Raw genomic sequence first — 20,518 nt, 5'->3', positions numbered from 1 at the left:
GGCGAAACCAAAGGAATCCGATACATTGAAAACCTACCACGGCAGTTGCCACTGCGGCGCCGTTCGCTTCGAGGCGGACATCGACTTGAGCGGCGGCACCATACGCTGCAACTGTTCCATTTGCGCCAAGCTGCGCTTGTGGAACGTGATTGTCCAGGCGGAATCGTTCCGCTTACTCTCAGGCGCGGCTGACTTGAGTCAATACCTGTTCAACACCAAGACTGACCGGCACTTCTTTTGCAAGCATTGCGGCGTCCATCCCTTCGGCACCGGCAATTCGCCGCGCTGGGGGACGTTCTACGGCCTCAACGTCAGTTGCCTCGACGATGTCGGTGTTGACGAGCTCGTCAACGCTCCCATCGACTATCTCGACGGCCGCAATGACAACTGGTTGACACCGCCGGCCGAAGTGCGCCACCTCTAAGGACCGCGCCCGCCTACCGCGGCCGGCGTGCCTTTTTCAGCAGTGCCATGCCCCGGCGATAACAGGCGGGCGGCAAGGACGGCATTGTGACATCGAGCTCAGATATTGCCCGCCAGCATCTACAACATTAAAAAATGCTAATATTTCATAAAATCATTTAATCACCGTGTATCAGGAGCTGAATTTTGCATAAGTTATTAAAAGTTGGTATTTTTCTTTTTTCTTCACTGACATGTGTTGCCAGCCATGCGGAAACGCCGGCGGCCGATATGGATCAGGCATCGAAAAATTATGTCAAAGCCCTGGATTTGGGCAAAAACTGGCCGACGATGATCGAAGATGCCTCGGTATCCGGCGCGGAAATCGTTAAAAACAGCGCACTGGAAGGTATCGATGAAAACCTGACCATGACGGACGATCAGCGCAGGAAAGCCAGGGTGCTCGTCGTGGAGATGGCGCCGCAAATTTCCGAGGAAATCAGGAATTTTCAAAGAAGCATTGTTATCCCCACCCTGGTGAATGAGATGATGGAAGCTTCTTATCAAAAATATTATAGCGCTCAGGAAATCCAGGATATGGCGGATTTCTACGGCAGCCCGACTTTTCAAAAAAGGCGCATAGTCAACGACGAGATTGCGGCGGAAAGCAAACGCAGCGGCGCGAGCCCGGATTCGCTGGAAGCGCAGTACGCCGCGAGGTTCACGCCGCAGGAAAAACAGTTCATGGACGACTTCGTGAATTCGGCAACGGCGAAAAAAATGCAGCAGGTCGGGGCAAAGGTCGATGCCGCGATGCGCAAATTTTTGCAACAGAGGATCATGTCGGATGTGCAGACCATCGTCAACAAATACGGAAAAATCCTTGCCGACCGTATCCGCGAGCAGCAGTAAAACCTGACGGCACGGGGCCGGACAAAAGCCCGGGCCCCGGCCTCAGGATGTCAACGCTGCATACCCCAGCGCCGCACGGTCAGCCGCTCCACGGTGCGAAAGCCGAGGTTTTCGACCAGCAGGCCGATGACGATGACGGCGGCCAGCCCGGCGAACACCTTGTCGGTATAGAGCTCGTTGCGGTTCTGGAAGATGTACCAGCCCAGCCCGCCCTCGCCCGAGGACGTGGTGCCAAACACCAGCTCGGCCGCGATCAGCGTGCGCCAGGCGAAGGCCCAGCCGATTTTCAGTCCCGAGACGATGGCCGGCAGCGCGCCCGGCACGAGGATGTGCAGCACCAGCCGCAGGCCGCCCAGGCCGTAGTTGCGCCCGGCCATGCGCAGCGTCTCCGGCACGCCCTGGAAACCGGCGTAGGTGTTCAGCGCCAGCGGCCACACGACGGAGTGCATCAGGATGAAGATCAGGCTGCCCCGCCCCAGGCCGAACCACAGCAGCGCCAGCGGCAGCAAGGCGATCGCCGGCAGCGGGTTGAACATCGAGGTCAGCGTTTCCAGCAAGTCGCGCCCCAGCCGCGTCGACACGGCCAGCGAGGTCAGCGCGAACGCCGCGGCGATGCCGGCCAGATAGCCCTGCACCAGCACGCCCAGCGACACCAGCACGCGCGCCGGCAGTTCGCCGCTGACGACGCCGCCGGCAAAGGCGCGCGCCGTTTCCAGGAAGCTAGGCAGCAGCAGGGCATTGTCTTGCCAGCGCGCGGCCCCTTCCCACACCAGGGCCAGCAACAGCAGGATCAGGGCTTTGCGCAACCAGGCTTGCCGCCACAGGCGCAGCCCCGCCGGCAAGGGCCGTTCCAGCGCCAGCGTGCCCAGCGGCGCCAGCGCGTACTCGACTTCCTGGCGAATCGGCGCTTCCAGCAGCGGGCTCATATGGCCACTCGGTAAACTTGTTCCTGCGCTGCGGGCGGCGCCGCCCCGTCCGCCTCGAACAGCAGGCCGTGGATGCGCCGGGCAGCCTCCTGGAAGCCGGCGCTGCCGGCGCTGTGCAGGTCGAATTGGTGGCTGTTGAGCTCGGCCCGCACCCGCCCCGGATGCGGCGACAACAGCAGGATGCGGTTGCCGACCACCAGCGCCTCCTCGATCGAATGGGTGACGAACAGCAGGGTAAAGCGCAGTTCTTCCCACAAACGCCCCAGTTCCTCCTGCATCTTGCGGCGCGTCAGCGCGTCGAGGGCGGCGAAGGGTTCGTCCATCAGCAGCACCTCGGGCTGCATGGCCAGCGCCCGGGCGATCGCCACGCGCTGCTTCATGCCGCCCGATAAGGTGTGCGGGTGGGCGTCTTCAAAGCCGCCCAGGCCAACCTTGCCGATCCAGTGTTGCGCCCGCTCGCGCGCGGCGCCGCGCGCCAGCCGGCCCGTCGCCAGCAGCGGGAACATGACGTTCTCCAGCACCGTTTTCCAAGGCGGCAATTGGTCGAATTCCTGGAACACAACGATGCGGTCCGGCCCCGGCCGCGTCACGGCCTGGCCGTCCAGTTCGATGCTGCCCGATTGCGGCGCGATGAAGCCCGCCACCGCCTTCAACAGCGAGGATTTGCCGCAGCCGGACGGCCCCAGCAGCACGAAGCGGTCGCCGCGGTGGACGTCGAAGCTGACCTCGTGGGTGGCGCGCACGGTGCGCGCGGCGCTGCGGTATGCGAGGCTGACGTCGCGCACGCGCAGCAGCGGCTGCGGCGCGGCCGGCGGCCGGACGATTTGCAAGGTGGGCGGCTGCATCGCTTAACCGCCCTGGCTGATGGCCGGGTCGTCGAAGAAATACGCGCGCCAGTTGGGCGGCAGGTTTTTCAGCACGCCGATACGGTGCAGGAATTGCGCCATGCCATAGGTGTTTTGCGGCGCCGTCTTGAATTGCACCTGCGGATTTTTGATGATGTTCAGCAGCAGCTTGCGGTCCACGCCGCTCTTGCTGACGCGCAGGTAGATGTCGGCCGCCTCCTCCGGGTTGGCGCTGGCGAACTGGGCCGCCTCGACCAGCGCGGCCGTGAAGGCGCGATAGGTTTTCGGATTGTCGTTGCGGAACTTCTCGGTCGCGTACAGCAGCGTCGACGAGCTGGGCCCGCCCTGCACATCGTAGGAGCTGAGGATGATGTGGGCGTTGGGATTCTGCGCCAGCTCCTGCTCCTGGTAGGGCGAGTTGCCGAAGTGGCCGGAGATTTCCGTGCCGCCGGCGATCACGGCCGCCGCCGCGTCAGGGTGCGGCAGGGTCTGCGTCAAGCGGTCGAAGCGGCCGTATTCCTTTTCGCCCCACTGCTTGGCCACCGCCATCTGCAGGATGCGCGACTGCACCGACACCGTCACGGCCGGCACGGCGATGCGGTCCTTGTCCGTCAAGTCGGCCAGCGTCTTCACCTTCGGGTTGTTGCTGATCAGGTAGTAGGGGAAGTTGCCCAGCGAGGCGACGCCCTTGACGTTCTGCTTGCCCGCCGTGCGGTCCCACATCGTCAGCAACGGCCCCAGGCCGGCGCTGGCGATGTCGATCGAACCGGACAGCAGCGCGTCGTTGACGGCCGGCCCGCCCGACAGCTTGATCCACTCGACCTTGGCGTCGACGCCCTCGCGCCTGGCGTATTTTTCGATCAGCTTTTGCTCCTGCGCGATGTTCAGCAGCAGATAGGTGACGCCGTGTTGCTCGGAGATGCGGATGCGCCCCTCGGCCAAGGCCGGCGCCGCCGTCATCAGCGCGCCGCACATCAGGGCCAGGCCGGCGGCCAGCAGGCGTTTCGGGATCGGGGCAAGCAGGGACATGGGCACTCCATAAAAAGGTGGTAAAGCGGAAAAATCAGAAGGGGATGTCGCCTTCGATCGTCGTGCGGTACAGCCTGCGGCGCTGCGTGGCCGGGCAGCCCGCCGCCAAATGCAGCAGCGAGCGGTTGTCCCAGAACACCAGGTCGCCCGGCAGCCAGCGGTGGCGGTAGATGTGCTCGGGCTTGACGCTATGGGCGAACAGTTCGGCCAGCAAGTCCCGGCTCTCGTCGTCCGGCAAGCCGACTATGCGGGTCGTAAAGTGCTCGCTGACGAACAGGGCGCGCCGCCCCGTTTCCGGATGCACGCGCACCACCGGATGGACGACCGGGCGCACCTCGTCGATCTGCGCCTGGGTCAGCGGCGGGCGGAAGGGGTTGCGGCGCTGCAGCTCGGCATACTGGGCCAGGTAGTTGTGCTCGGCGCGGGCGTTGCGCACGGCGTGGCGCAGCGCCACCGGCAGGCTTTCCCAGGCCAGGTGCATATTGGCGAACAGTGTGTCGCCGCCATCCTGCGGCAACTCCTGGGCATGCAGCATCGAGCCCAGGCTGGGCACCTCCTTGTACGACAGGTCCGAATGCCAGAACTGGCCGGCGTCGCCCAGGCCCGTCGGCTGGCCATTCTCGAAGATATTGGAGATCTGCAGCACCTGCGGATGCCCCGGCAACTGGAACTGGCGCAGCACATGGATTTGCAGCGGGCCGAAGCGGCGGCTGAAGTCGATCTGCTGCTGCGGCGTGATGCGCTGGGCGCGGAACACCAGCACATGGTGGTCCAGGTGGGCGTGGTGGAGGCGGCGGAAATTGGCGTCGCTGAGGGGCTGCGCCAGGTCGAGGCCGACCACTTGCGCGCCCAGCGGCGCATCGAACAGTTCGATCCGGAAATGCGCGGCGGCGGGGGCAAGGACGGCGGACATGATGGGCGTTCGGGAGCTGAAAAGCCCAGTCTATGCCGGCCCGCGGCATCTGCAAACGAAGCATATCCGATATGAATATGCGGATTCCGGCCCGCTTTATGTATAATTTAACGTTTCCGAAAGGAAATTTTTACATTATTAAGCGGCCCAGCGCCGGCATCAGGGAGAGAAAACATGATTATTTGGGGTTCAGGCGGTAACAACATGGATCTGGGACAGGTGGATACGCGTGCCTGCCCAAGCTGCGAAAAAGAGCGTCCCTTCAATTTGCTGCTGCAATACAAATACCGCCACGTGTATTACTTCCGCTGGGTGTCGAAGCGGGTGTATCACGTCGCCTGCAGCGTCTGCAACCGCGGCGCCCAGGTCGACACGAAAGAGACGCAAGCGAAGCTGGAGAAGGATCCGATTCCCTTCATGACGCGCAGGGGTTGGATGTTCCTGGCCGCCCCCTTCGCCGCCGTGTTCCTGTACGCCTTCCTGCAACCGCTGCTGGGTTAACGGCGCGCGGACCAGGCCGCGCACCCGCCGGGGCGCCGGCGCCGATGCGGCGCCGGCCCGGCCCTGGCCGCGTCAGGCGATGGCCGCGTAACGGTGCAGGCGCTGCGCCAGGCGCGGCGCCAATTCATGCGCGGCGCCGACGGTGATGTCTAGGTCGTTCAGCAAGCCGTCCTGCAAACCGTACACCCAACCGTGCACGCTCACTTGCTGGCCGCGGTCCCAGGCATCCTGCACGATCGTCGTCTGGCACACATTGACCACCTGCTCGGTCACGTTCAGCTCGCACAGGCGGTCGGCGCGCTGGCGGCTCGTCAAGACGTCGCCCAGGTAGCGCTCGTGCTTCTGGTGCACATCCTGCACGTGGCGCAACCAGTTGTCGGCCAGGCCGATGCGCGTGCCCGTCATCGCCGCGTGCACGCCCTTGCAGCCGTAGTGGCCGACGATGATCACATGCTTGACCTTGAGCACGTCGATGGCGAACTGCAGCACCGACAGGCAATTCAAATCGGAATGCACGACAACATTCGCGATGTTGCGGTGGACGAAGACATCGCCGGGCGCCAGGCCCAGCAACTCGTTCGCCGGCACGCGGCTGTCCGAGCAACCTATCCACAGGTACTCGGGCGACTGCTGGGATTCCAGCTTCTTGAAGAAATTCGCCTCCTTGGCCACCATTGACTCGGCCCAGGCGCGGTTGTTCTGCAACAGCGAGGCCAGAGCCGATACGCTTTTCGGTTCGTCCATATTCTCCCATTCACATGTAATAAGACCGCAGAAGCGCCCGAAAAGGGCGATTCCGCGGTCCGTCAGACAGGGGCGCCGGGGCGCCCGATCCCTCTTCGACAGGCTTACTCGAAGAAGTCCTTGACCTTGTCTTTCCAGGTTTTGCTCTGCGGACTATGCTTGGCGCCGCCCTCGCTGGTCGACTTCTCGAAGTCGCGCAGCAAGTCCTTCTGTTTTTCCGTCAGCTTGACGGGCGTTTCGATGGCCACGTGGCAGAACAGATCGCCCGCGTAGCCGGAACGCACGCCCTTGATGCCCTTGCCCTTGAGGCGGAAGGTTTTCCCCGACTGGGTGCCTTCAGGAATCGTGAACGACACCTTGCCCGACAGCGTAGGCACTTCGATCTCGCCGCCCAGGGCCGCTTTGGTGAACGAAATCGGCATTTCGCAATGCAAATCGTCGCCTTCGCGCTGGAACACGGCGTGCGGCTTGATGTGGATTTCCACATACAGGTCGCCCGCCGGGCCGCCATTCGTGCCCGGTTCGCCGTTGCCGGACGAGCGGATGCGCATGCCGTTGTCTATGCCGACGGGAATTTTCACTTCCAGCGTCTTGTTGCGCTTGATGCGCCCCGCGCCGCCGCACGGCGCGCAGGGGTCGGTGATGACCTTGCCGCTGCCGTGGCATTTCGGGCAGGTTTGCTGGATGCTGAAGAAACCCTGCTGCATGCGCACCTGGCCGTGGCCGGCGCAGGTCGAGCAAGTCGACGGCGCCGTGCCCGGCTTGGCGCCGGAACCGTGGCAAGTGTCGCACTTGTCCCACGATGGCACGCGGATGGTCGTGTCGAAGCCGTGCGCCGCCTGCTCCAGCGTAATTTCCAGATTGTAGCGCAAGTCGGCGCCGCGGTAGACCTGCGGGCCGGCATTGCGGCTGCGTCCGCCGCCACCGCCGAAGATGTCGCCGAAGATGTCGCCGAAGCTGTCGGCGAAGCCGCCCGCGCCGCCGCCGAAGCCACCGCCGCCGCCCATGTTCGGATCCACGCCGGCGTGACCGTAGCGGTCATACGCGTCGCGCTTTTCCGGATTGGTCAGCATCTCGTAGGCTTCTTTGACTTCCTTAAACTTTTCTTCCGATTCCTTACTGTCCGGATTGCGGTCCGGATGGTATTTCATCGCCAGCTTACGATAGGCTTTCTTGATCTCTTCTTCCGAAGAGTTCTTCGCGACACCGAGTGTCTCGTAAAAATCACGCTTTGCCATGTTGTCGGCACCTTGCAGTCTATCTACTGATGTACTAATTACACGAAAAAGCCGAGTCGAGTACCGTTCTGGACGGTCGCTCGGCTCGGCATGTCAGCGCGGCATCCGCCGCGCCGTAGCGCACGACCTAAAAGTCGTTAAACAGCTCACTTACTGTCTTTAACTTCCTTGAAGTCGGCGTCGACGACGTCGTCTTGCTTGGCGTTCGACTCAGCCGCGCCGGACGCTTGCTGCTGCGCGCCTTCGGCGCCGCCGGCGGCCGCTTGCTGCGCCTGCATGTCAGCGTACATCTTCTCGCCCAGCTTCTGCGAAGCCGTGGACAGCGCGGCAACCTTGGCGTCGATCTCGGCCTTGTCGGCGCTCTTCAGCGACGTTTCCAGGTCGGTGATCGCGGCGTCGATTTTTTCCTTCTCGCCCGCTTCCAGCTTGTCGCCGTACTCGACCAGCGATTTGCGGGTCGAATGCACCAGCGCGTCGGCCTGGTTGCGCGATTCCGCCAATTCCTTCACTTTCTTGTCTTCTTCGGCGTTCAGCTCGGCATCCTTGACCATCTTCTGGATTTCCGCCTCGGTCAGACCGGAGTTGGCCTTGATCGTGATCTTGTTTTCCTTGCCGGTCGCCTTGTCTTTCGCGCCCACGTGCAAGATGCCGTTGGCGTCGATGTCGAAGGTCACTTCGATCTGCGGCGTGCCGCGCGCTGCCGGCGGGATGCCTTCCAGATTGAATTCGCCCAGGCCCTTGTTGCCGGCGGCGATTTCGCGCTCGCCCTGGAACACCTTGATGGTCACGGCCGGCTGATTGTCGTCGGCCGTCGAGAACACCTGGCTGAACTTGGTCGGGATCGTGGTGTTTTTGTGGATCATCTTGGTCATCACGCCGCCCAGGGTTTCTATACCCAGCGACAATGGCGTGACGTCCAGCAGCAGCAAGTCCTTGCGCTCGCCCGACAGCACGGAACCCTGGATGGCCGCGCCGACGGCGACCGCCTCGTCCGGGTTGACGTCCTTGCGCGGGTCCTTGCCGAAGAATTCCTTGACCTTTTCCTGCACCTTCGGCATACGCGTCATGCCGCCGACGAGGATGATGTCGTCGATGTCGGACACTTTAACGCCGGCATCCTTGATCGCGGTGCGGCAAGGTTCCATCGTCGCGCTGATCAGCTCTTCCACCAGCGATTCCAGCTTGGCGCGGGTCATCTTCAGGTTCAGGTGGACCGGCGCGCCATTGGCCATGGCGATGTAGGGCTCGTTGATTTCCGTCTGTTGCGAGGACGACAGTTCGATCTTCGCGCGCTCGGCCGAAGCCTTGATGCGCTGCAGGGCGATCGGATCTTTTTTCAGGTCCAGACCGTTGATCTTCTTGAACTCTTCGATGATGTAGTCGATGACGCGCTGGTCGAAGTCTTCGCCGCCGAGGAAGGTGTCGCCGTTGGTCGACAGCACTTCAAATTGTTTTTCGCCATCAACGTCGGCGATCTCGATGATCGACACGTCGAAGGTGCCGCCGCCCAAGTCGTAGACGGCGATCTTGCGGTCGCCCTTTTCCGTCTTGTCCAGGCCAAAGGCGAGGGCAGCGGCGGTCGGTTCGTTGATGATGCGCTTGACGTCCAGGCCGGCGATGCGGCCGGCGTCCTTGGTGGCCTGGCGCTGCGAGTCGTTGAAGTAGGCCGGCACCGTGATGACGGCTTCCGTCACTTCTTCGCCGAGGTAGTCTTCGGCCGTTTTCTTCATCTTGCGCAGCACTTCGGCGGAAATTTGCGGCGGCGCCAATTTCTTGTCGCGCACGCCGATCCAGGCGTCGCCGTTATCGGCCTTCATGATCTGGTAAGGCATCAGCGCGATGTCTTTTTGTACTTCTTTCTCGTCGAACTTGCGGCCGATCAGGCGTTTCACGGCGAACAGCGTGTTCTTCGGGTTGGTGACGGCCTGGCGCTTGGCCGGCGCGCCGACGAGGATTTCGCCATCTTCTTGGTAAGCAATGATCGACGGCGTCGTGCGCGCGCCTTCGGCGTTTTCGATTACCTTTGGCTGACCGTTTTCCATGATGGAAACGCAGGAATTCGTGGTTCCCAGATCGATACCGATAATTCTACCCATGATTTTTTTTCCTTATTTGCTAAAGTTCAGATGGTTCTTATATGTGGAAAAACTGTGTGCTTTCAAGATGTCTTGATGCCGCACGGCTTATTATTTGTATTTATTTTGCTTGCGCGGTGGTAACGATGGCCGGACGCAACAGGCGGTCCGCAATCATATATCCTTTTTGCAACACTGCCACGACCGTATTCGCCTCCTGCTCCGCCGGCACCACGGCGACGGCCTGGTGCTTCATCGGATCGAGCTTCTCGCCCTGCACCGGCATGATCTCCAGCAGGCGGTTTTTCTCGAACGCGGACGACAACTGCTTCAGGGTCATCTCGACGCCCTCTTTCAAGGAGTCCAGCGACGGCGACTCCACCGTCAAGGCCATCTCCAGGCTGTCCTTGACCGGCACCATGGCTTCGGCGAAGCTTTCGACGGCGAATTTATGCGCCTTCGCGACGTCTTCCTGGGCGCGGCGGCGGATGTTCTCGCCATCGGCCTTGGCGCGCATGAAGGCGTCGTGCATTTCAGCAAGACGGGCTTCCGTGCTGGCCAGCTGCTCTTCCAGGGTCGGTTCGGCGGGAGTCGATGGCGCGGCCTCGGCCTGCGCATTAGGTACAGCGGGGTTTTCCTGATCTTGCATCTAAAAGACTCCTACAATCAATGACTTAAATTAGTTTGGCGATACTTCTTTACAACACTCCCGGCAGATGGGGCTATATCCTACTGTTTCAAGGGATATACCAAACCGGACTGCGGCGGGGGCGGCGGCGCCGTTACAAAACTTTGCCGGCGGGGAGATTCTCTTTTGCGCCACAGCGTCTACTATGTAGATGACAGACTGCTGAGCACGCAACACACGCCGTTCCGGGAGCGCATCATGAAAGTGCCGATCATCGCCGCCACCATCCTCGCCTACGCCATCCTTGCCGCGGCGTGGATATGCTACAGCGAACTGGCGCTGCCCTGAGCCGGCGGCAAGCGGCAATTGCCCGCAAGTTCACGCGACAGCCGGCTATTTTAACAGCGTCGCCGCCGCCCCCGCCACTGCGGCCATGCGCGGCGTCCCCGGCCTACTGCCGCGCGCCCAACTGCAGGGCCGCCGCGCGGGCCGCCGCGGCGTCGCGCTGCCCGGCCTCGCGCTGGGCCGCCGTCTTCATCGTCGGCCAGCCGATGATGTGCTGCTCGGCAATTTCAGCGAGGCCGGCGATGAAGGCCGGCGCCTCGTTCAGGCAGGCGATGTAGTGGAACTGCTTGCCGCCGGCGGCCTCGAAATCGTGCCTGGCCTCCATCGCGATCTCTTCCAGCGTTTCCAGGCAATCGCTGGTGAAACCGGGGCACAGCAGATCGACGCTGGTGACGCCGTCGCGGGCCAGTTGCTGCAAGGTGGGCGCCGTGTACGGCTGCAACCACTCGGCCTTGCCGAAGCGCGACTGGAACGTCACCACATACTGCTCCGGCGCCAGGCGCAGCTTGGCGGCCAGCAGCCGCGCCGTCTTCAGGCACTGGCAATGGTAGGGGTCGCCCAGCAACAGCGTGCGCTTGGGCACGCCATGGAAGCTCATCACCAGCTTGTGCGGGCGGCCGTTGGCCTCCCAGTGCGCCAGCACGGCGTCGCGCAGGGCGTCGATATACCCCTCGTGGTCGTGGTAATTTTTAACGAAGCGCAACTCCGGCACATTGCGCACCTGCGCATAATGGGCGAACACAGCGTCGTAGATCGAGCCGGTGGTCGTGGCCGAATACTGCGGATAGGCGGGCAGGATGGCGACCCGCTCGCAGCCCTCGGCCTGCAGCTTGGCCAGCACCTCGGGCAGCGACGGCGAACCGTAGCGCATCGCCATCACGACGCTGACGCCGTCGTGGCCGCGCTCGCCCAGGGCGCCGCGCAGCAACAGCGCCTGCTTCTGCGTATGCACCTTCAGCGGCGAGCCCTCGCGCGTCCAGATCGAGGCATACTTCTGCGCCGACTTACCCGAGCGGAACGGCAAAATCAGCAAATTCAAGATGAACCACCAGAGCAGGCGGGGGATTTCGACGACGCGCGGATCGGACAAAAACTGCTTCAGATAGCGCCGCACGGCCGAGCGCGTCGGCGCGTCGGGCGTGCCCAGGTTCACCAGCACAACGGCGCTGCGGTCGACACTGCCGTGAATATAAGAAGGTTCGGGAAGAAAGGACATGGGGGCGTCTAAAGGCGGTGAACGGAAACAGCCTGCATTATAGACACATTGGGGTCAGGTCTAGACATGGCGGTTTTCGGCGCAGAAACCGCCATGTCTAGACCTGACCCCTGTTGTTTTTTAGGCTAAAACCGTCATGTCTAGACCTGACCCCATTGTTGCTAAGAGGCGAGCAGCTCGCGCGCGTGCTTGCGCGTGGTGGCGGTGATTTCCAGGCCGCCCAGCATGCGCGCCACTTCTTCGACGCGCGCCTTGGCGTCGAGGATGTCGATGCGCGATGCCGTCTTGCCGCTCGCTAGCGTGCTTTTCGCCACCTGGAAGTGTTGGCTGGCCTGGCTGGCCACTTGCGGCAGGTGGGTCACGCACAGCACTTGGCGCTCTTGCCCCAGGCGCTTGAGCAGGCGGCCAACGACTTCGGCCACGCCGCCGCCGATGCCGCTGTCGACTTCGTCGAAGATCAGCGTCGGCGTCGTCGTCGCGTTCGAGGTGATGACGGAGATCGCCAGCGCGATGCGCGCCAGTTCGCCGCCCGACGCCACTTTGGCCAGCGGCCGCGGCGCCGTGCCGGCGTGCCCGGCAACGAGGAATTCGATGTGTTCGAGGCCGCCGCCGCTCGGCTCGCAGGGGTGCAGCGCCACTTCGAAGCTGCCGCCGCCCATGTTCAGTTCCTGCATCGCCGCCGTGACGGCGCCGCCCAGCGCCTGCGCCGCCACGCGCCGCGTCAGCGACAGTTTGCCGGCCTCTTCCAGGTAGGCGGCCAGCTGACCTTCCTCTTGCCGGCGCAAGCCCTCGATGTCGCTGGCCTCGGCCAGTTGCTGCAGCTTGGCCGTCAGCCTGGCGTGCTCGTCGCACAGTTCTTCCGGGGCGACGCGGAATTTGCGCGCCATGCCGTGCAGCGCTTCCATGCGCGCGTCGAGCCGGCGCAGCCGCTCGGGGTCGAGTTCGACCCGGTCCAGGTAGGTGTTGAGCGCGTAGACGCCTTCCTGCAGCTGGATGCGGGCCGATTCGATCAGGTCGATGACCGGCTGCAGCGCGGCGTCCACCGACACCAGCTTGCCCAGTTTCTGGTTCAGCAGCGACAGTTGCGACAGGATGGGCTGGTCTTCCTGCTCGGACAGGGCGCCCAGCGTTTCCTGCGCCCCTTCGAGCAGGCTGGCCGCGTGCGACAGGCGGCTGTGCTCGCCGGTGATGTCGGCCCACTCGCCCGGCTTGGCGGCGAGCTTTTCCAGTTCGCCCACCTGCCATTCGAGGCGCTCGCGCTCGTAGAGCACGTTGGCGGCGTTGCTTTCGTATTCTTCGCGTTGTTTGACGAGGGCGCGCCAGCTTTTGTAGAGGCCGGCGACGGCACGCGCGCCCGCCTCGGCGCCGCCGTCGCGGCCGGCCGCCTGGGAGTCGAGCAGGGCCCGCTGCGCCTCCGTTTTCAGCAGCGACTGGTGGGCGTGCTGGCCGTGGATGTCGACGAGCAGGTCGCCCAGTTCGCGCAGCTGCGCCGCCGTCGCCGCGATGCCGTTGATGTAGGCCTTGCTGCGCCCGGCGTTGTCGATGACGCGGCGCAGCAGCGCGCCGCCCTCGTCGCTGGCGAATTCGTTGGCCGCCAGCCAGGCGCCGGCCTGGGCGCCGACGCCGAAGTCGGCCGTGATGTCGGCCTTGGCCGCGCCCTCGCGCACGACGCTGGCGTCGCCGCGCCCGCCCAGCGCCAGCGTCAGCGCGTCGATCAGGATGGACTTGCCGGCGCCGGTTTCCCCCGTCAGCACGCTGAAGCCGGCGGAAAATTCCAGTTCTATCGAATCGACTATGACGAAATCGCGGATGGACAGTGTGCGGAGCATGGGCGCTTTGTGTGAGGGTGGATGGGGGCTAGTGCAGCTTGCCTTCGCCGGACGGGTATTCGTTCCAGTGCAGTTTTTCGCGCAGCGTGTCGTAGTAGCTCCAGCCTTGCGGGTGCAGGAAGGTGATCGTGTGCGGCGAGCGGGTGATGACGATGCGGTCGTTCTGGATCAGGCTGGCGAAGGTTTGCATGTCGAAGTTGACGCTGATGTCGCGCCCGCGGACGATTTGCACTTCGATGCGGCTGCTGTCGGGCAGCACGATGGGCCGGTTCGACAGGGCGTGCGGGGCGATCGGCACCATGACGATGCCGCCCAGCGTGGGGTGCAGCAGCGGCCCGCCGGCCGACAGCGCGTAGGCCGTCGAGCCGGTCGGCGTGGCGATGATCAGGCCGTCCGAGCGCTGGTTGTACATGAAGTGGCCGTCGACGTCGACGCGCAGTTCGGCCATGCCGGCGCCGGCGCCGCGCGCGACGACGACGTCGTTGACGGCCATGCCGGTGTGGATGGCCTGGCCGTCGCGCAGCACGCTGCCTTCGAGCAGGGTGCGGCGCTCGGCGCGGAATTTGCCGCCGAGGATGTCGGCCAGCACCGGCAGCATGCGTTCGAGGGGAATGTCGGTCATGAAGCCGAGCCGGCCCTGGTTGACGCCGATCAGCGGCACGCCGTAGGGCGCCAGCTGGCGCGCCATGCCCAGCATGGTGCCGTCGCCGCCCATGACGATGGCGGCGTCGGCCTGGGCGCCGATCTCGGCCGCGCTCAGCGCCGCCACGCCGGGAAAGGCCAGGTGGGCCGCCGTCTCCGCCTCGAAGACGACGCGCCGCCCCTGGCCGCGCAGGAAGTCGAGCAGCGTTTGCACCGACTCCTCGATGCCGTCGGTGTGCTGGCGCACGACCAGGGCGATGGTGTGGTTCTTGGCAGGCGTAAGGGGCATAGCAATCTCGGGAAATGTTTACCTGTGGAAATATCTAGTAAAGTAGCATATCATGCAACCTTAGCTAAAGCTTCAAGCCGAAATCCCCACCGCCGGCCGTTTTCCCGGGGGAACGACATGCCGGGCGCCAGCGCGTCCACGCATCGACATACTGTATATATTCACAGTATAGAGCGGACTGGGCCTGGCTGCAAGTGGGGCGCGTAACGACCTCTCTCTCTAAAAAAAACGATTCGAGGAAACAGAGTATGGCAAAAGTATTGGGCGTGGGCGGGATTTTTTTCAAATCGAAAGACCCGAACGGGCTGCTGGCCTGGTATCAGCAGCATCTTGGTTTGCCGCGCGAGTCCTCGGATTACGCCAATTTCTTCCCGAAGATGATGCCGCAGGGCGGCTGCACCGTGTTCAGCCCGTTCGAGGATGCCACGACGTATTTTTCGCCGTCCGAGAGCGGCTTCATGTTCAACCTCGTCGTTGACGACCTCGACGGCGCGCTGCGCCAGGTGCGCCTGGCCGGCGCCGAGCTGGTCGGCAAGATCGCTTCTTACGAATACGGCCGCTTCGGCTGGTTCCTCGACCCGGACGGCAACAAGGTCGAGTTGTGGGAGCCGTCCGCGTCGGAGTAGGCGCCGCAATCGCGCGACCGCCGCGCCGGCAAATCGCTAAGATGGTGGCAGCAGATAGGCAGGCAGCGATCCCCTCCACCGCACAGCGAGGCGCCACCATGGGCAACAGCGAAGGCCGCAAGATCCGCTGGCCGCAGCGCGCGGCGCTGCTGGCCGCGCTGTGCGCGCTGGCCGCCCGCGCCGCCGTGCCGATGCCGCCCGGCTTCGGCCCGAACCCGGCGCTGCCCGAGCCGCGGCATTCGCTGATTCCGACCATCAACGCCGCGCCGGCCAAGCCCTGGCAGGGCGACGCCCGGCCGCTGGTGGCGCCCGGCTTCGCCGTCAGCGCCTACGCCCGCGACCTGGCCCATCCGCGCTGGCTGTACGTGCTGCCGAACGGCGACGTGCTGGTGGCCGAAACCCAGGCCCCGCCCAAGCCCGCCGACGGCAAGGGCATCAAGGGCTTGATCCTGCGCTCGCAAATGAAGAAGGCCGGCGCGGCCGGCGACAGCGCCAACCGCATCACCCTGCTGCGCGATATCGACGCGAACGGCGTCGCCAAGACCCGCAGCGTGTTCCTGCAGGGCTTGAATTCGCCGTTCGGCATGGCGCTGGTCGGCGAGGACTTGTACGTGGCCAACACCGACGCGCTGCTGCGCTTCCCCTACCAGCAGGGCCAGACGGCGATCACGGCGGCGGGCGTGAAAGTGATGGACTTGCCGGGCGGACCGCTCAACCATCACTGGACCAAGAACCTCGTCGCCAGCCGGGACGGCGCCTTTTTGTATGTCGCCGTCGGCTCGAACAGCAATGCCGGCGAGCGCGGCGTCGAGGCGGAGGCCGGCCGTGCGGCGATCTGGCAGTTCGAGCGCGCCAGCGGCAAGGCGCGCCTCTACGCCAGCGGCTTGCGCAACCCGGTCGGCATGGATTGGCAGCCGCACAGCGGCGCGCTGTGGGTCGCCGTCAACGAGCGCGACGAACTGGGCGACGACCTGGTGCCCGACTATATGACGCAGGTCAAGGACGGCGCCTTCTACGGCTGGCCCTACAGCTACTTCGGCCAGCACGTCGACGCCCGCGTCAAGCCGCCCCGCCCGGACCTGGTGGCGCGCGCCGTCGCGCCGGACTACGCGCTGGGCGCGCACACGGCGTCGCTGGGGCTGGCGTTCTACGACGGCCAGCTGTTCCCCGCATCCTTCCACGGCGGCGCCTTCATCGGCCAGCACGGCTCGTGGAACCGCAAGCCGCACAGCGGGTATAAGGTGATCTTCGTGCCGTTCAGCGAAGGCCGGCCGTCCGGGCCGCCGCAAGACTTCGTCGCCGGCTTCCTCGACGAGTTCGGCAACGCCCGCGGCCGCCCCGTCGGCGTCGCCGTCGACGGCGCCGGCGCGCTGCTGGTGGCCGACGACGTCGGCAACGTCGTCTGGCGCGTCACGCCGGCCGCGCGCCGCTAGCGGCCCTGTATGTGCGGCATCGCACGGAAGGGAGAGTTGAAGCGGCGCATGATGGATTCTTAACAAGAACGGGAGTACATCATGAAAAAGTCAGGAACAGCGGTCTGGAGCGGCAACTTGAAAGAGGGCATGGGCAGCATCTCGACGGAAAGCGGCGCGCTCGACAACGTCCAGTACGGTTTCAATGCGCGCTTTGAACAGGGGCCCGGCAGCAATCCCGAGGAATTGATCGGCGCGGCCCACGCGGCCTGCTTCACGATGGCGCTGTCGGGCCAGCTGGGCGAGGCGGGCATGACGGCGCAGCGCCTGATGACGACGGCGACGGTGACGCTGGACAAGGGCGCCGACGGCTACGCCATCACGGAAGTGCACCTGAACCTGGTGGCGACGATAGCGGGCGCCAACCAGGCCGCGTTCGAGGCGGCGGCGCTGCGCGCCAAGCTCGGCTGTCCCGTGTCGAAGCTGCTGAACACCCACATCACGCTCGACGCCCGCCTGGAAAACTAGGCCGGCTGCGGCCGGCCCCGGCACGGAAACGCCAAAGCGCATAGAATTCTGGTTTTTAGCCCCACACCACCAAGGATTACGATGCGTATTTTGCACACCATGCTGCGGGTCGGCGACCTCCAGCGCTCGATCGACTTCTACACCGCCGTGCTCGGCATGAAACTGCTGCGCACCAGCGACAATCCCGAGTACCAGTACACGCTGGCCTTCCTCGGCTACGGCGCCAACCCGGACCACGCGGAACTGGAACTGACCTATAACTACGGCGTGCACAGCTATGACCACGGCAACGCCTACGGCCACCTGGCCATTTCCGCCGACAACATCTACCAAGCCTGCGAGGCCGTCAAGGCGAACGGCGGCAACGTCACGCGCGAAGCCGGTCCGGTCAAGGGCGGCAACACCGTGATCGCCTTCGTCACCGACCCGGACGGCTACAAGATCGAACTGATCGAGCGCAAGTTCGACGGCCAGGGCGGCGGCCTGTAAGCCCTGCCTGGGACGCCGGCTAGCCGCCGGCACCGCCGGACGTTACCGCGTCCCGCTCCAGCGCGGCGCCGCGCAGGGCCACGCGCAACCAGCTCAGGCCGGCGTCGCCCTCGGCCCGGCTATGCCAGATTTGCTCGAACACAAACGGCGCGATGGCGAACGGCGGCTCCACCAGCGCCAGCCCGGCGGCGCCGCCGCGCAAGGCGCGCCGCGCCACCGTCAGCACCAGATCGGTGCCGGCCAGCACGGCCGGCGCCACCGCCCAGTGCGGCAAGCGCAGCGCGATGCGCCGCGTCCAGCCGTGCCGCGCCAATTCCGTATCGACCTCCGTCGCCATCGCCCGGTCCCCCGACGCCACCAGCACGTGCGGCCGCGCCAGATAGGCGTCCAGCGTCAGCGCCGCGCCGTCCGGCAGCGTCGCCGCGTCCAGCGCGCAGACGAAGCGCTCCTCCAGCAGCGTCTCGCGGCGCAGCGTCTCCGGCGTGTGCGGAAACACGCCCAGCGCCAGGTCGATGTCGCCGTCGACGACGCCGGCCGCCATCGACTCGCGGCTGGCGTAGACCACGCTCAGGTCGATGCCGGGGGCCTCGGCGCGCAACCGCCGCATCAGCCCGGGCAAGACGATCGCCGCGCCGTAGTCGGACATCGCCAGGCGGAAGGTGCGGCGCGCCGTCGCGGCGTCGAACACGGCCCCGCCCAGCACGGAGCGGACATGCTGCAAGGCGTCCGCGAGCGGACGCGACAATTCCAGCGCGCGCGCCGTCGGCTGGAAGCCGCCGCGTCCGCGCACCAGCAAGGGATCGTCCAGCAGCGCGCGCAGCCGCCCCAGCGCGTGGCTGACGGCCGGCTGGCTCATGTGCAGGCGCGCGGCCGCGCGCGACAGGTGGCGCTCGCTCAGCAGCGCCTCCAGGATGACCAGCAGGTTCAAGTCGACGGCGCGCAGATTATTCATTTCATGCATACATTGATGACAAAATACGAATTGGAGTTAATGTTAGCGACATAATACTATGGGCGCCCATTGATCTGAAGGAGCTCCACCATGCACAACCTCTTCGCGCTGCTGGCCTTGCCCATCGCCCTGGTCGCCGGCGCCGTCGTGCCGCTGCAGGCCGGCGCCAACGGCGCGCTGGGCCGCGCGCTCGGCCATCCGCTGTGGGCCAGCGTCGTCTCGCTGGGCGTCAGCGCCATCGTCGCCGTCACCGTCATGCTGGTGCTGCGCGTGCCGGCGCCGGACTTCGCGCTGGCCGCCCGCGGCCCGGCCTGGGGCTGGCTGGGCGGCGTCGCCGGCGTGTTCTATCTGACGGCCGCGCTGATCCTGGCGCCGCGCCTGGGCTCCGGCCCGTTCATGGCGGCCGTCATCGCCGGCCAGATGCTGGCCTCGCTGGCGCTGGACCGCTACGGCTGGTTCGGATTCGCGGCCAAAGCGGCCACGCCGCCGCAATTGCTGGGCGCCGCGCTGATCATCGCCGGCGTCATCAGCATGCAGTGGCCGGCGGCGGCGGGCCTTGCCGCCAAGACGGCGTAAGGCCGGCAAAACCGGCGGGGGAAATAGACAGGGGCGACGAACCGGGGTGAGCCCGGTTCGTCGCCCCTGTTTTTCGGGACGGCGGCGGCGCCTTAGCGCTGCAGCAGGGAATTGACGGCGGCCAGGTCCGCTTCCTTCAGCGTGCCGGCGGCCGACTTCAGGCGCAGGCCGTTCATGATCGTATCGTAGCGCGCCTTCGCCAGATCCTTTTGCGTCGAGAACAGTTGCTTCTGCGCGTTCAGCACGTCGATGTTGATGCGCACGCCAACCTGGTAACCGAGCTTGTTCGACTCCAGCGCCGACTTGCTCGACACCTCGGCCGCTTCCAGCGCCTTCACCTGCGCCAGGCCGCTGTTGACGCCCAGGTAAGCCTGGCGCGCGCCCTGCGAGGCGTTGCGGCGGGCCGACTCCAGGTCGCTGCGCGCCTTGTCTTCCTGGGCGATCGATTCGCGCACCTTGCTCGTCACGGAGAAGCCGCTAAACAAGGGCACGTTCCAGCTCACGCCGATGGCGTTGTTGTTGCGCCCGCCGGAGCCGGTGGTGTAGGTGTGGCCGGCGTTGGCGACCAGGTCGACGGTCGGATAGTGGCCGGCGCGGCTGCGGGAAATATCGCGCTTGGCCGACTCCAGCGACAGTTGCGCGCCGACGACGCCATAGTTTTGCTGCTCGGCCGAGGCGATCCACGGCTCCACGGCGGCCGGCTCGGGACGGCTGATGGCCACGCCGGCGCGCATCGGCGCCAGCGCCGTCGGCGCATCGCCGATAATCGTTTGCAGCGCGGCGCGCTTGATGTCGAGGTCGTTGAGGGCGGCAAACTCCTGCGCCACCACCAGATCGTAAGCGGCCTGCGCCTCGTGGGTGTCGGTGATGGTTTGCGTGCCCACCTCGAAATTGCGCTTGGCCGAGGCCAGTTGCTCCGTCGTCGCCACTTTCTGCGCCTGGGTCGCGCCCAGATTGTCCTGCGCCGTCAGCACGTCGAAATACGCCTGCGCGACGCGCGTGATCAAGTCCTGCTGGGCCTGCGCGAACTGCGCCTGCGACGCGGCCTCGGCCAGCTTGCTTTGCTGGTACTGCTGCCAGTTGGCCCAGCGGAACAGCGGCTGCGACAGCGTCAAATTATAGGTATTGGTGTGGCTGGAAACCGTCGCGCCGCGCGAGGCGCCCAGCATTTCATCATGCCCGCGGCTGTTGCTGCCGGAGATGGCGGCGACCGGCAGCAAGCCGGCCAGACCCTGCGGCACCTGTTCCCGACCCACGGCAAGTGCGGCGCGCGCGCTGGCGTACTGCGCGTCGTTGGCCAGCGCCTGCTGATACACTTGAACGAGGTCGGCCGCCTGTGCACTGAGCGAGAAAAAAGCGCCAGTAATGAGCACGGCGATAAGGGGTTTCCGCATTGAATTT

At 65.0% G+C, this 20,518-nt stretch carries 21 protein-coding genes; 8 read left to right on the top strand and 13 right to left on the bottom strand.

Features of this window, described 5'->3' with window-relative positions:
• Positions 1–25 precede the first annotated feature (25 nt).
• Together OIK44_RS18410 and OIK44_RS18405 are read left to right on the top strand one after the other, a co-directional pair.
• Entirely contained in the window at positions 26–424 is a 399-nt protein-coding gene (locus OIK44_RS18410; RefSeq protein ID WP_273672793.1) for a GFA family protein, read from the top strand.
• Positions 425–609: 185 nt separating this feature from the next.
• Complete coding sequence (locus OIK44_RS18405) at positions 610–1,314, top strand: DUF2059 domain-containing protein (protein WP_273672792.1); 705 nt, start codon at positions 610–612, stop codon at positions 1,312–1,314.
• A gap of 50 nt (positions 1,315–1,364) precedes the next feature.
• Here the strand turns inward: OIK44_RS18405 and OIK44_RS18400 are convergent, their stop codons facing one another.
• The 4 genes from OIK44_RS18400 to OIK44_RS18385 are packed head-to-tail and all read right to left on the bottom strand — an operon-like array spanning position 1,365 to position 5,027.
• Entirely contained in the window at positions 1,365–2,240 is an 876-nt protein-coding gene (locus OIK44_RS18400) for an ABC transporter permease (protein WP_273672791.1), read from the bottom strand.
• Positions 2,237–3,085, bottom strand: a complete 849-nt coding sequence (locus OIK44_RS18395; RefSeq protein WP_273672789.1) for an ABC transporter ATP-binding protein — start codon at positions 3,083–3,085, stop codon at positions 2,237–2,239. The genes OIK44_RS18400 and OIK44_RS18395 overlap by 4 nt, the downstream gene beginning before the upstream one ends.
• A gap of 3 nt (positions 3,086–3,088) precedes the next feature.
• Positions 3,089–4,114, bottom strand: a complete 1,026-nt coding sequence (locus tag OIK44_RS18390; protein ID WP_273672788.1) for an ABC transporter substrate-binding protein — start codon at positions 4,112–4,114, stop codon at positions 3,089–3,091.
• Between the two features lie 34 nt (positions 4,115–4,148).
• Positions 4,149–5,027 carry a TauD/TfdA dioxygenase family protein gene (locus OIK44_RS18385; protein ID WP_273672787.1) on the bottom strand — a complete coding sequence of 293 codons (879 nt, stop codon included), beginning with the start codon at positions 5,025–5,027 and terminating at the stop codon, positions 4,149–4,151.
• 219 nt (positions 5,028–5,246) lie between these two features.
• On the opposite strand from OIK44_RS18385, the gene OIK44_RS18380 reads away from it, so the two are divergent.
• Positions 5,247–5,528 (top strand): hypothetical protein, encoded by a 282-nt coding sequence (locus OIK44_RS18380; protein ID WP_273672785.1) that lies wholly within the window; start codon positions 5,247–5,249, stop codon positions 5,526–5,528.
• 72 nt (positions 5,529–5,600) lie between these two features.
• Here the strand turns inward: OIK44_RS18380 and can are convergent, their stop codons facing one another.
• From can to OIK44_RS18345, 7 genes are all read right to left on the bottom strand, one after another.
• Positions 5,601–6,272: a carbonate dehydratase gene (gene can / locus OIK44_RS18375; protein WP_273672783.1), complete on the bottom strand. Its 672-nt coding sequence runs from the start codon at positions 6,270–6,272 to the stop codon at positions 5,601–5,603.
• A gap of 104 nt (positions 6,273–6,376) precedes the next feature.
• Entirely contained in the window at positions 6,377–7,510 is a 1,134-nt protein-coding gene (gene dnaJ, locus OIK44_RS18370; protein ID WP_273672781.1) for a molecular chaperone DnaJ, read from the bottom strand.
• 146 nt (positions 7,511–7,656) lie between these two features.
• Positions 7,657–9,606, bottom strand: coding sequence for a molecular chaperone DnaK (gene dnaK, locus OIK44_RS18365; protein ID WP_273672779.1), 1,950 nt, complete (start codon positions 9,604–9,606; stop codon positions 7,657–7,659).
• Positions 9,607–9,706: 100 nt separating this feature from the next.
• Positions 9,707–10,234 (bottom strand): nucleotide exchange factor GrpE, encoded by a 528-nt coding sequence (gene grpE, locus OIK44_RS18360; RefSeq protein WP_273672778.1) that lies wholly within the window; start codon positions 10,232–10,234, stop codon positions 9,707–9,709.
• 430 nt (positions 10,235–10,664) lie between these two features.
• Positions 10,665–11,774 carry a ferrochelatase gene (gene hemH, locus OIK44_RS18355; RefSeq protein WP_273672776.1) on the bottom strand — a complete coding sequence of 370 codons (1,110 nt, stop codon included), beginning with the start codon at positions 11,772–11,774 and terminating at the stop codon, positions 10,665–10,667.
• Positions 11,775–11,935: 161 nt separating this feature from the next.
• Positions 11,936–13,603 carry a DNA repair protein RecN gene (gene recN / locus OIK44_RS18350; RefSeq protein WP_273672775.1) on the bottom strand — a complete coding sequence of 556 codons (1,668 nt, stop codon included), beginning with the start codon at positions 13,601–13,603 and terminating at the stop codon, positions 11,936–11,938.
• A gap of 28 nt (positions 13,604–13,631) precedes the next feature.
• On the bottom strand, positions 13,632–14,534 hold the full coding sequence (locus OIK44_RS18345; protein ID WP_273672773.1) for an NAD kinase: 903 nt from the start codon (positions 14,532–14,534) through the stop codon (positions 13,632–13,634).
• A gap of 248 nt (positions 14,535–14,782) precedes the next feature.
• Here OIK44_RS18345 and OIK44_RS18340 point away from each other — a divergent pair, with 248 nt between their 5' ends.
• From OIK44_RS18340 to gloA, 4 genes are all read left to right on the top strand, one after another.
• Complete coding sequence (locus OIK44_RS18340) at positions 14,783–15,160, top strand: VOC family protein (protein WP_273672771.1); 378 nt, start codon at positions 14,783–14,785, stop codon at positions 15,158–15,160.
• Between the two features lie 98 nt (positions 15,161–15,258).
• The gene (locus tag OIK44_RS18335; protein WP_420213867.1) at positions 15,259–16,593 is read left to right on the top strand and encodes a PQQ-dependent sugar dehydrogenase; all 1,335 of its coding nucleotides are present in this window, start codon (positions 15,259–15,261) and stop codon (positions 16,591–16,593) included.
• 81 nt (positions 16,594–16,674) lie between these two features.
• Positions 16,675–17,100, top strand: a complete 426-nt coding sequence (locus tag OIK44_RS18330) for an OsmC family protein (RefSeq protein WP_273672770.1) — start codon at positions 16,675–16,677, stop codon at positions 17,098–17,100.
• An 81-nt stretch (positions 17,101–17,181) separates the two neighbouring features.
• Positions 17,182–17,589, top strand: coding sequence for a lactoylglutathione lyase (gene gloA / locus OIK44_RS18325; protein WP_273672769.1), 408 nt, complete (start codon positions 17,182–17,184; stop codon positions 17,587–17,589).
• 19 nt (positions 17,590–17,608) lie between these two features.
• On the opposite strand, the gene OIK44_RS18320 is transcribed toward gloA, so the two are convergent.
• Entirely contained in the window at positions 17,609–18,541 is a 933-nt protein-coding gene (locus tag OIK44_RS18320) for a LysR substrate-binding domain-containing protein (RefSeq protein ID WP_273672768.1), read from the bottom strand.
• Between the two features lie 90 nt (positions 18,542–18,631).
• Here OIK44_RS18320 and OIK44_RS18315 point away from each other — a divergent pair, with 90 nt between their 5' ends.
• A complete protein-coding gene (locus OIK44_RS18315) occupies positions 18,632–19,117 on the top strand; it encodes a DMT family transporter (protein WP_273672767.1) in 486 nt (161 codons plus the stop codon).
• A gap of 92 nt (positions 19,118–19,209) precedes the next feature.
• Here OIK44_RS18315 and OIK44_RS18310 read toward each other — a convergent pair whose 3' ends face one another.
• Positions 19,210–20,511 carry a TolC family outer membrane protein gene (locus OIK44_RS18310; protein WP_273672766.1) on the bottom strand — a complete coding sequence of 434 codons (1,302 nt, stop codon included), beginning with the start codon at positions 20,509–20,511 and terminating at the stop codon, positions 19,210–19,212.
• Positions 20,512–20,518 lie beyond the last annotated feature (7 nt).

Source organism: Janthinobacterium fluminis, assembly GCF_028595325.1.
Taxonomy (GTDB): Bacteria; Pseudomonadota; Gammaproteobacteria; order Burkholderiales; family Burkholderiaceae_D; genus Janthinobacterium; species Janthinobacterium fluminis.
Note: the sequence above shows the minus strand (reverse complement) of the source record. Positions and strands in the feature narration are given on the sequence as shown.

What these genes read in the sequence shown, in the direction of transcription:
- OIK44_RS18385 (WP_273672787.1), bottom strand. Translation starts at nt 5,027, where the DNA reads ATGTCCGCCGTCCTTGCCCCCGCCGCCGCGCATTTCCGGATCGAACTG.
- OIK44_RS18340 (WP_273672771.1), top strand. Translation starts at nt 14,783, where the DNA reads ATGGCAAAAGTATTGGGCGTGGGCGGGATTTTTTTCAAATCGAAAGAC.
- can (WP_273672783.1), bottom strand. Translation starts at nt 6,272, where the DNA reads ATGGACGAACCGAAAAGCGTATCGGCTCTGGCCTCGCTGTTGCAGAAC.
- OIK44_RS18310 (WP_273672766.1), bottom strand. Translation starts at nt 20,511, where the DNA reads ATGCGGAAACCCCTTATCGCCGTGCTCATTACTGGCGCTTTTTTCTCG.
- OIK44_RS18330 (WP_273672770.1), top strand. Translation starts at nt 16,675, where the DNA reads ATGAAAAAGTCAGGAACAGCGGTCTGGAGCGGCAACTTGAAAGAGGGC.
- OIK44_RS18315 (WP_273672767.1), top strand. Translation starts at nt 18,632, where the DNA reads ATGCACAACCTCTTCGCGCTGCTGGCCTTGCCCATCGCCCTGGTCGCC.
- OIK44_RS18345 (WP_273672773.1), bottom strand. Translation starts at nt 14,534, where the DNA reads ATGCCCCTTACGCCTGCCAAGAACCACACCATCGCCCTGGTCGTGCGC.
- OIK44_RS18400 (WP_273672791.1), bottom strand. Translation starts at nt 2,240, where the DNA reads ATGAGCCCGCTGCTGGAAGCGCCGATTCGCCAGGAAGTCGAGTACGCG.
- grpE (WP_273672778.1), bottom strand. Translation starts at nt 10,234, where the DNA reads ATGCAAGATCAGGAAAACCCCGCTGTACCTAATGCGCAGGCCGAGGCC.
- OIK44_RS18335 (WP_420213867.1), top strand. Translation starts at nt 15,259, where the DNA reads ATGGGCAACAGCGAAGGCCGCAAGATCCGCTGGCCGCAGCGCGCGGCG.
- gloA (WP_273672769.1), top strand. Translation starts at nt 17,182, where the DNA reads ATGCGTATTTTGCACACCATGCTGCGGGTCGGCGACCTCCAGCGCTCG.
- dnaK (WP_273672779.1), bottom strand. Translation starts at nt 9,606, where the DNA reads ATGGGTAGAATTATCGGTATCGATCTGGGAACCACGAATTCCTGCGTT.
- dnaJ (WP_273672781.1), bottom strand. Translation starts at nt 7,510, where the DNA reads ATGGCAAAGCGTGATTTTTACGAGACACTCGGTGTCGCGAAGAACTCT.
- OIK44_RS18395 (WP_273672789.1), bottom strand. Translation starts at nt 3,085, where the DNA reads ATGCAGCCGCCCACCTTGCAAATCGTCCGGCCGCCGGCCGCGCCGCAG.
- OIK44_RS18390 (WP_273672788.1), bottom strand. Translation starts at nt 4,114, where the DNA reads ATGTCCCTGCTTGCCCCGATCCCGAAACGCCTGCTGGCCGCCGGCCTG.
- hemH (WP_273672776.1), bottom strand. Translation starts at nt 11,774, where the DNA reads ATGTCCTTTCTTCCCGAACCTTCTTATATTCACGGCAGTGTCGACCGC.
- OIK44_RS18320 (WP_273672768.1), bottom strand. Translation starts at nt 18,541, where the DNA reads ATGAATAATCTGCGCGCCGTCGACTTGAACCTGCTGGTCATCCTGGAG.
- recN (WP_273672775.1), bottom strand. Translation starts at nt 13,603, where the DNA reads ATGCTCCGCACACTGTCCATCCGCGATTTCGTCATAGTCGATTCGATA.